Annotated in this window: 2 protein-coding genes and 1 pseudogene; all 3 read right to left on the reverse strand. The window is 48.5% G+C overall.

The annotated features are described in order from the left end of the window. Positions 1–496 (reverse strand): Uma2 family endonuclease (locus tag F6K37_RS37235; RefSeq protein WP_287256024.1); only part of this gene is annotated, 496 nt, incomplete at its 3' end. Between the two features lie 226 nt (positions 497–722). Then, complete coding sequence (locus F6K37_RS45095; RefSeq protein ID WP_353838949.1) at positions 723–857, reverse strand: hypothetical protein; 135 nt, start codon at positions 855–857, stop codon at positions 723–725. Continuing rightward, positions 800–930 (reverse strand): annotated as a pseudogene (locus tag F6K37_RS45100) (hypothetical protein); the annotation flags it as partial. The pseudogene F6K37_RS45100 and the gene F6K37_RS45095, both read right to left, overlap by 58 nt.

Raw genomic sequence — 930 nt, forward strand, 5'->3', positions numbered from 1 at the left:
TTAACCGAAACCAATCAAGTTCTCCGTCATAAACCCGCCAAACTAAATATTCTTGAACTTGATTACGTCGGTAAGCTTTTAATTTATCATTTAAATCAATAGAGGCCGTACTGGCTGCTATTTCTACGATTAATTCTGGCGCACCTTCTACATAGCCGTCTTCACTAATCCTTGATTGTCCATCTACCGTTAGTCTTAGTAAAGCATCCGGTTGAGGTTCATTGTCGGCATCTAGACGTACAGTCGCATTATCTCCCACTTCTACCCCTGGTGTAGCTGACCAATATGTACCTAACCAAGTCATAATACGAGCATGGGGATTAGCATGTTGGGTCATTCTTAAGGGTGATGCCATATAAACAATTCCTTCGATTAATTCCGCTTTTTTGACATCAGGCATTTGTTCATAACGCTGTTCAAATTCAACCTGAGTAAGTTGATCACCGTTTTCGAGGGGTGGAATTGTAGTTTTGGGTTTTAAAATGGTTTGAGACATGGGTTTTTTTAGCAGTACTGACGTAAGCATTCAGCCGTCAGCCCTCAGCCCTCAGCTTATTTTATTGCCGTCAGCTTATTTTATTCAAAAGCACCGATTGCGCTACGCGCATTAGCTGATAGCTGAATGCTTACGTACTGACTTTGGTGGGTTACTCTATTGCTAACACACCCTCGGGATTTTGGTTGGTTACGCGATCGCGCTTCGCACGCTACGCGAACAGCGGTCAGCTATCAGCTGACGGCTGACCGCTGACCGCTGACGGCTGACCGCTGACGGCTGACCGCTGACGGCTGACCGCTGACGGCTGACCGCTGACCGCTGACGGCTGACCGCTGACGGCTGACCGCTGACCGCTGATCGCTGACCGCTGACCGCTGACCGCTGGCCGCTGACCGCTGACCGCTGAGAAAGGTAGCAGTCTGGACTCCAGT

This window comes from Moorena sp. SIO4E2 (assembly GCF_010671945.1).
In the GTDB taxonomy this organism is placed as follows: Bacteria; Cyanobacteriota; Cyanobacteriia; order Cyanobacteriales; family Coleofasciculaceae; genus Moorena; species Moorena producens.